Genomic DNA, 7,931 nt, shown 5'->3' with positions numbered 1-7,931 from the left:
GTTGTAGCACCCTATATGCTGAAACAGCCCTATAAACAGTACAACCAGACAGATATACATATTCCCCCGCTTCGTGATCCACGTTTGCAACATTAAGGGGAAAGGAAAATGATTAACAGGCAAGTGCAATGAATCCGGTTTCCGGCAGCAATAGCTGTCAGGGGAAGGGTAGTTACATTTTTTTATTGACCATTTGCAATCGATTACAAGACAATTAACAGCCAGAAAAAACCCGTTATGAATTATTATCACCAAATGAAAACACCCGGCGCATAGCCGTACCACAACAGCATCTGCCCGAAGGGCATTACCAACGTATGTTATCTATTGATCTGCCGGATAAAAAACATCCGCGGAAAAGGCTTGCTGTGCCTATAACGGAAACGACTAAACGAATTTTTATCAACCTTTAAACATCATGTATGTCAGACAAATTTTACACAGGAATAGTAGTATGCATACTGCTTTTATTCCGGTTGTCCGCTCACGCCACTCCTGCCCTGCCGGCAGCAGATAAGGAAGTAAGGGGGCTTGTAACAGACAGCAGCGGCGCCCCTGTAATAGGCGTTACCATTGCCGTAAAGAACAAGCCGGGTGTAGGCACCGCCTCGGACGCCAACGGACGTTATATCCTTAAAGTACCGGACAATGCCACGCTTATATTTTCCATGATCGGGTTCACTTCACAGGAGATCCCGATAAATGGCAGGGAAATCATTAACGTGGTGATGAAACCCTCTTACAGCCAGTTGGGAGAAACCGTGGTGGTAGCTTTTGGTAAACAGAAAAAAGCAGACGTAGTAGGCGCAGTAACCACCATTAACCCCGCTGAACTAAAAGTGCCCGCCAGTAACCTGACCACGGCGCTGGCAGGCCGCATTGCCGGCGTAATAGGCTACCAGCGGAGTGGTGAACCCGGCCAGGACAACGCCGACTTTTTCATTCGAGGCGTAACTACCTTCGGCTATAAAAAAGATCCGCTGATCCTGATAGACGGAATAGAACTCACCGTTACAGACCTCGCCCGGCTGCAGCCCGATGATATTGCCAGCTTCTCTATCATGAAAGATGCCACCGCCACTTCCCTTTATGGCAGCCGCGCCGCTAATGGTGTTATACTGGTAACCACCAAGGAAGGAAAGGAAGGAAAAGCAGCCATTACCTTCCGCGTGGAAAACTCCGTTGCCGCTCCCACCCGCAACGTGGCGCTGGCCGATCCAATCACCTATATGCGGCTGAACAATGAAGCAGTACTCACCCGCGATCCGCTGGGACAGCTCCCCTACACCGATCAGAAAATTGACAACACCATTGCAGGCATTAATGAATATATGTACCCTGCCACCGACTGGAGAGGCACGCTCTTTAAAAGCTATACTACCAATCAGCGTGCGAACCTGAATGTAAGCGGCGGCGGATCCACAGCAAGGTACTATGTGGCCGGCTCCTTCAATAAGGACAACGGTATATTGAATGTAGATAAGCGGAATAATTTCAATAGTAACATCGACCTGAAAAATTATTCGCTTCGCTCCAACGTAAACGTTAACATCACCAAGTCAACAGAAATGGTGGTGCGCTTAAGCGGCTCATTCGACGATTATACCGGTCCGATCGATGGCGGCGCTGATCTTTATAAAAAAGTAATGCGCACCAATCCGGTGTACTTCCCTGCCTATTACCCGGTGGATGCAGATCACCAGTATGTACAGCATATTATGTTTGGTAATTATGATGATGGCAGCGGCAGTTACTTACTGAATCCTTATGCCGACATGGTAAAAGGATATAAAAACTATTCCCGCTCCATGATGGCGGCGCAGTTTGAAGTAAAACAGAATTTATCTGCACTCACAGAAGGCCTGAATTTCAGGACCATGGTAAACGTAACACGCAATACTTATTTTGATGTAACCCGCGCCTACAGCCCTTTCTGGTACCAGGCGGGTTCTTATGACAAATTGCAGAACACTTATAAACTGGAACTACAGAATGAAGAACTCGGTACAGAATACCTGAACTATGTACCGGGTACCAAAACAGTGAACTCCAGTTTTTATATGGAATCGGCGCTTAACTATAACCGCACTTTTCATAAAGATCATACACTGAGCGGGCTGTTTGTATTTATGGTGCGTAACAACCTTACCGGTAACGGCGCCGACCTGCAGGCATCGCTGCCTTTCCGGAACGTGGGCCTGGCAGGACGCGGCACCTACTCTTACCAGAACAGGTATTATGTGGAGCTGAACTTTGGCTATAACGGGTCCGAACGTTTTCATGAGTCGCACCGCTATGGTTTTTTCCCGTCTGCCGGCATAGCCTGGAGTGTTTCCAATGAGAAATTCTTTGAGCCTTATAAAAATACCATCTCCAACCTACGGCTTCGCGCTACCTATGGCTTATCAGGTAACGATGCGATCGGTGATCCGAACGACCGCTTTATGTATCTCTCCAATGTAAACATGAACGACGCAGGCAAAAGCGCGGTGTTTGGCCGCGATAATGGCTACAGCAGGCCAGGTATTTCCCTTTCAAGATATGCAGATCCCAACATCAGCTGGGAAACCGCGAAAAAGGCTAATCTCGGCCTGGAGCTGGGCTTATTTGGCAAACTGGATATCATGGCCGATTTCTACCGGGAACAACGCAGTAACATTCTTATGACGAGGACCGCAACACCGGCTACTATGGGACTTTCTGCCCAACCCCGCGCCAACGTGGGCGCCGCTGAAGGAAAAGGAGTAGATCTTTCCGCTGATTACAATCATTCTTTCAACCAGCACTTCTGGATCCAGGCAAGGGCCAACTTTACTTATGCCACCAGTAAGTTCACCGTATATGAAGAACCATCGTATGATGGCGCACCGTGGAAACTGCATGTGAACTATCCCATCTCCCAGCAATGGGGATACATTGCGGAACGGCTTTTTGTAGATGATGCCGAAGCAGCCAAATCGCCCCGCCAGAATTTTGGTGAATATGGCGGCGGAGATATCAAGTACCATGATGTAAACGGCGACGGGCAGATCACACAGCTAGACCAGGTACCACTTGGCTTTCCAACAACACCTGAGATCACTTATGGATTCGGTTTTTCTGTAGGATATAAACGGTTCGACCTTTCTGCATTTTTCCAGGGACTGGGCCGTGAATCATTCTGGATCAATGCACGCGCCACTGCGCCTTTCATGACTTACTACTACGATAATGAAACATTGTCCGGCAAGCCTCAAAATCAGCTGCTGCAGGCATATGCCGACAGCCACTGGTCAGAAGAGCACCGCGACCTGTACGCTTTGTGGCCACGACTCAGCACTACTGCCATCGGCAACGACAACAACTCCCAGCAAAGCACCTGGTTTATGCGCAATGGCGCATTCATGCGGCTGAAGCAGGTGGAAGTAGGATATACCATACGCCAATGGGCGCACATGAGAACTTTACGTGTATACGCCAACGGTACCAACCTGCTCACCTGGAGCAAATTTAAATTATGGGATGTGGAAATGGCCGGTAATGGTCTTGGTTACCCCGTACAACGGGTTTTCAACGTGGGCGCACTCGCCACTTTCTAAACATCCGCTTTCTTATTCTTTTAACTGAACGTTATGAAAAAGATCATCTGCCTGATATTCATTGTTACGTTACCACAGCTTTTCATCAGCTGTAAAAAGTACCTGGACATAGTACCCGATAACGTAGCAACCATCGACTACGCTTTCCGGCTGCGTTCTACCGCGGAAAGATTTCTTTTCACCTGCTACTCCTATATGCCGGCCATGGGCAACTTTGACGGTAACCCGGCCAATGCCTCCGGCGATGAGTACTGGCTGCCTGTTACCAACACCTCCAATGCCTGGCAGATTGCCCGTGGCAACCAGAACGTGGTGAACTGCTACATGAACTACTGGCAGGGAAATGCCGGCGGCAAAGACCTGTTTGAAGGTATCCGGCAATGCAATATATTCCTGGAAAACATTGGCAAGGTGCCCGATATGGAAAGCACCGAAAAAGACCGCTGGGCAGCAGAAGCAAAATTCCTGAAAGCTTACTATCATTACTGGCTGTTCCAGATGTACGGCCCCATTCCGCTTATCAAAGACAACGTACCTGTAAGCGCCGGTGAAGATGAAGTATATCCTGCAAGGGAACCGGTAGATTCCTGTGTGAACTACATCGCACAGCAACTGGACGAAGCGGCGGCACAACTGCCGGACAAAATAGAGAATGAAGTATCAGAACTGGGACGTATCACTAAAGCCATTGCATTAACAGTGAAAGCGCAGGTACTGGTGCTGGCTGCCAGCCCGCTGTTCAACGGTAATTCCGATCATGCCGGTTTTAAAGGTCCTGATGGTAGGTTGCTCTTTGCCCAGGCCAATGATCCGCAGAAATGGGTGCGCGCCGCTGCTGCCTGTAAAGCCGCACTCACACTTTGCGAATCGCAGGGATACAAACTGTACACCTTCAATCCCCAGTTCTTTCAATACAAAATATCAGATACCACCAGAATAGAACTGAGCATCCGTAATGCCGTATGTGAAAAATGGAATCCGGAAATCATCTGGGGCCATACCAACAGCTTAGCCGGTTCCATACAGGCAGGCGCTACTCCGCGCGGACTGGATCCTTCCAAAACAGCCAACAGCGCCACTGTAGGCAACCTTGCCCCTACCCTGAAGATAGCGCAAATGTTTTATACCAATCATGGTGTGCCCATCAATGAAGATAAAAACTGGGATTATAACGGCCGTTTTAAGCTGCGTACAGGCACCCACGCCTATCGCTACGACCTGCAGGAAGGTTACCAGACCGTGGCGCTTCATTTCGACCGGGAACCCCGTTTCTATGCCGACCTGGGATTTGATGGAGGTATCTGGTACGGACAAGGTTTGTTCGATGACAACGCCAACCTGTTTTTTGTATCCAGCAAAAAAGGACAACCCGCCAGTGCGCAGAACCAGTCGTCCTACTCCGTTACCGGTTACTGGCCTAAAAAACTGGTGAACTTCAACAACGTGATCGGCGACGGTACTACCTACACCATTCAGAATTACCCCTGGCCTATTATACGCCTGGCTAACCTGTACCTCTTATACGCCGAAGCGGAAAACGAAGCCAATGGCCCTGGTGCGGAGGTATACCGGTATATCAACCTTATCCGCGAGCGGGCAGGCATTGCCTCCGTGGAAAGCGCCTGGACCAACTATGCACGCAACCCTTCCAAATTCACTACAAAAGAAGGTATGCGTGATATTATCCAACGGGAACGGCTGATTGAATTAGCCTTTGAAGGACAGCGCTACTGGGATCTCCGGAGATGGAAAAAGGCAGTGGACGAACTCAATAAACCGATCACCGGGTGGGACCTGGCACAGGAGGACGCGACCGCTTATTATCGTGAAAAAGTGATCTATAACCAGGTGTTCACTACCCGGGATTACTTATGGCCCATCCCGGAATCAGAGTTACTCAGTAACAAAAAGATCAATCAAAATCCCGGCTGGTAATCTGTTCACAAAAAAAGAATCTTACTATGAAAAAATATATCATACTCCCTCTGCTCTGTATCGGCTTATACTGCTGTAAAGAGGACAGTGTACAGCCGCTTAACAAAGACCAGGCGCCTGGTCCCGTTACTAACGTACGCGCAGAAAGTATTGCCGGCGGCGCAAATATTACTTATAGTCGCCCGAACGATAAAGACCTCCTGTACATAAAAGCCGTTTACTCCATCCGGCCCGGAGTAGAGCGCGAAGTGAAAGCCTCCTACTACCAGCATATGCTTACTATAAACGGCTTTCCCGATACCCTCGAATACCCGGTGAAACTCTATGCCGTGAGTCGTGGTGAAAATATGTCCGAGCCTGTTACCATCTCCGTAAAACCACTTACGCCACCGGTAAAAGAAGTGTTCCGGCAGCTTACACTCGCTGCCACCTTTGGCGGTGTAAGGGTTAACTTCGTAAACAATTCGGAAGCCGATGTGGTGATCACCGTACTGGCAGCCGATTCCACGAACGACCTGGTACCGGCGGAAACTTTTTACACCAAAAGGAAAGCAGGCACCTTTGCTGCCAGGGGATTTAATACCACCAAAAGAAAATTTGCCGCCTTTGTGCGTGACCGCTGGAACAATCATTCCGATACGTTATATGCAGAACTATCGCCCTTATTTGAACAAAAACTGGAGAAGTCAAAATTCAAAGAAGTAGACCTTCCTACCGATACTTATGCAGGCCATATCAGCAGTAAAATTCCTTATCTCTGGGACGATAAGCTGGGCAACGCAGGTACTTCTATTTTTCATACCAAACCCGGCAGCGGGCTTCCACAGTGGTTCACCATAGACATGGGCGTTACCGCTACCCTGAGCCGCTTCAAGCTGCATCACCGCGATGGCAGCACGGCAGACGGCCCCTATACCGGCGGCGATCCGAAAGTATATGAGATTTGGGGCAGCAATAACCCCTCCTCCGATGGCAGCTGGGATAACTGGGTACTGCTATCTGGTTTTGAGTCGGTAAAACCATCCGGTACACCAGATGGAACAATAACTACAGAAGACAAACAATTTGCTACCGTAGACGGGGAAGATTTTGACTTCCCTCCTGATGTACCGCCTGTAAGATACCTGCGCTTTAAAACCATTAAAGTATGGGGCGCGCTGGATCATATGTACATCGCGGAACTTACTTTCTGGGGCAATGTAAAGTAACAAGTTATCATCAAACACAAATAACTGATCATGAAAATATATAACGCCTGTTTAGTAGCGCTGCTCCTGTTACTTGCTGCCTGCAGCAAAATGGACGATACCTACAAGGAGTTTATTAAAAACGGGGAAATTCCCTATGCCGGTTCAGTAGATTCCGTAAAGGTTTTTCCCGGCGACAACCGCATCAAACTATCCTGGCTGGTAAGCGATCCCAGGGTAACCAAAGCCAAAATATACTGGAATAATAACAGCGATTCTATGGATATCGTATTAAAACGGCAATACGATGTAGACAGTGTGAGCGTGATCCTCGCCCCCATGGCCGAAGGCGCCTACTCTTTTGATATCTTTACCTTTGACGACGAAGGGAACAAGTCGATAAAAGTAAGTACCACCGGGCAAGTATACGGCGAACGATACGTTAGTTCGCTGCTGCCACGCCCTGTCAAAAGCGCCCTGTACTCCGACGGCCAGGTGGCCATCAGCTGGGGAAGCGCCGATACCCATGTAAGCGGTACCAAAATACGCTACACCGATGCCGATGGCGTTATGCAGCAGGTTACCGTACCCGTGGATTCAAATAACACGCTGTTACCCAACTTTAATTTCAGCGACAATAACGATCTCGCCTATACGACAGTATACCTGCCGGACAGCAGCGCTATTGACCTGTTTGAAACAGCTTACGAAACCATTCCTGTAAAAGGCCCGCCGGTGGAATACGCCAAAACCGGGTGGACAGCCACCGCCTCTGATTTTGACGAGCCTTCCGGTCGCGGCCCGGCCAACGCCATCGATAACAAATCTTCCACCGTATGGCATATGTCGAAAGTGGCTGGTCTTACCTACCCGCATACCATCACCGTAGATATGGGCGTAGTGAACCCCGCCTACGGCTTTACCTTCATTCAACGTACCCCGCTGGATGGTCCGCTGAAACTGATAGAAATAGAAGTGAGCAATGACCAGGCAACCTGGGAAGCATTGGGATCGTTTACGCTGGCATCTACGGCGGATAAGCAATATGTGGAGCTGACGGAAGCGGTTTCGTTCCGGTATTTCAGGGTAATTGTGCGTTCTGATTATAAGAACGGGAATTTCACGGCGCTGGCGGAGGTAGGGGTTTATAAGCGATAACGTTAAGTTGCTGTTAGTAAGTATTTTGGATATCTTTTTAAAAAATTATATTCAAAATTTTGAAAAATAAAAT

General features: G+C 48.7%; 4 protein-coding genes. All 4 read left to right on the top strand.

All coding sequences use genetic code 11. The annotated features are described in order from the left end of the window. Positions 1-422: 422 nt before the first annotated feature. The 4 genes from VN105_RS21610 to VN105_RS21595 are packed head-to-tail and all read left to right on the top strand — an operon-like array spanning position 423 to position 7,858. Positions 423-3,578 (top strand): TonB-dependent receptor, encoded by a 3,156-nt coding sequence (locus VN105_RS21610; RefSeq protein WP_325644098.1) that lies wholly within the window; start codon positions 423-425, stop codon positions 3,576-3,578. A 33-nt stretch (positions 3,579-3,611) separates the two neighbouring features. Beyond that, a complete protein-coding gene (locus VN105_RS21605; protein ID WP_325644096.1) occupies positions 3,612-5,513 on the top strand; it encodes a RagB/SusD family nutrient uptake outer membrane protein in 1,902 nt (633 codons plus the stop codon). 26 nt (positions 5,514-5,539) lie between these two features. Then, a complete protein-coding gene (locus tag VN105_RS21600) occupies positions 5,540-6,721 on the top strand; it encodes a DUF5000 domain-containing lipoprotein (protein WP_325644094.1) in 1,182 nt (393 codons plus the stop codon). 30 nt (positions 6,722-6,751) lie between these two features. Further along, a complete protein-coding gene (locus tag VN105_RS21595; protein ID WP_325644092.1) occupies positions 6,752-7,858 on the top strand; it encodes a DUF4998 domain-containing protein in 1,107 nt (368 codons plus the stop codon). Positions 7,859-7,931 lie beyond the last annotated feature (73 nt).

Source organism: Chitinophaga sp. (genome assembly GCF_035564935.1).
Taxonomy (GTDB): Bacteria; Bacteroidota; Bacteroidia; order Chitinophagales; family Chitinophagaceae; genus Chitinophaga.
This window is presented reverse-complemented; position numbering and strand designations above follow the sequence as displayed.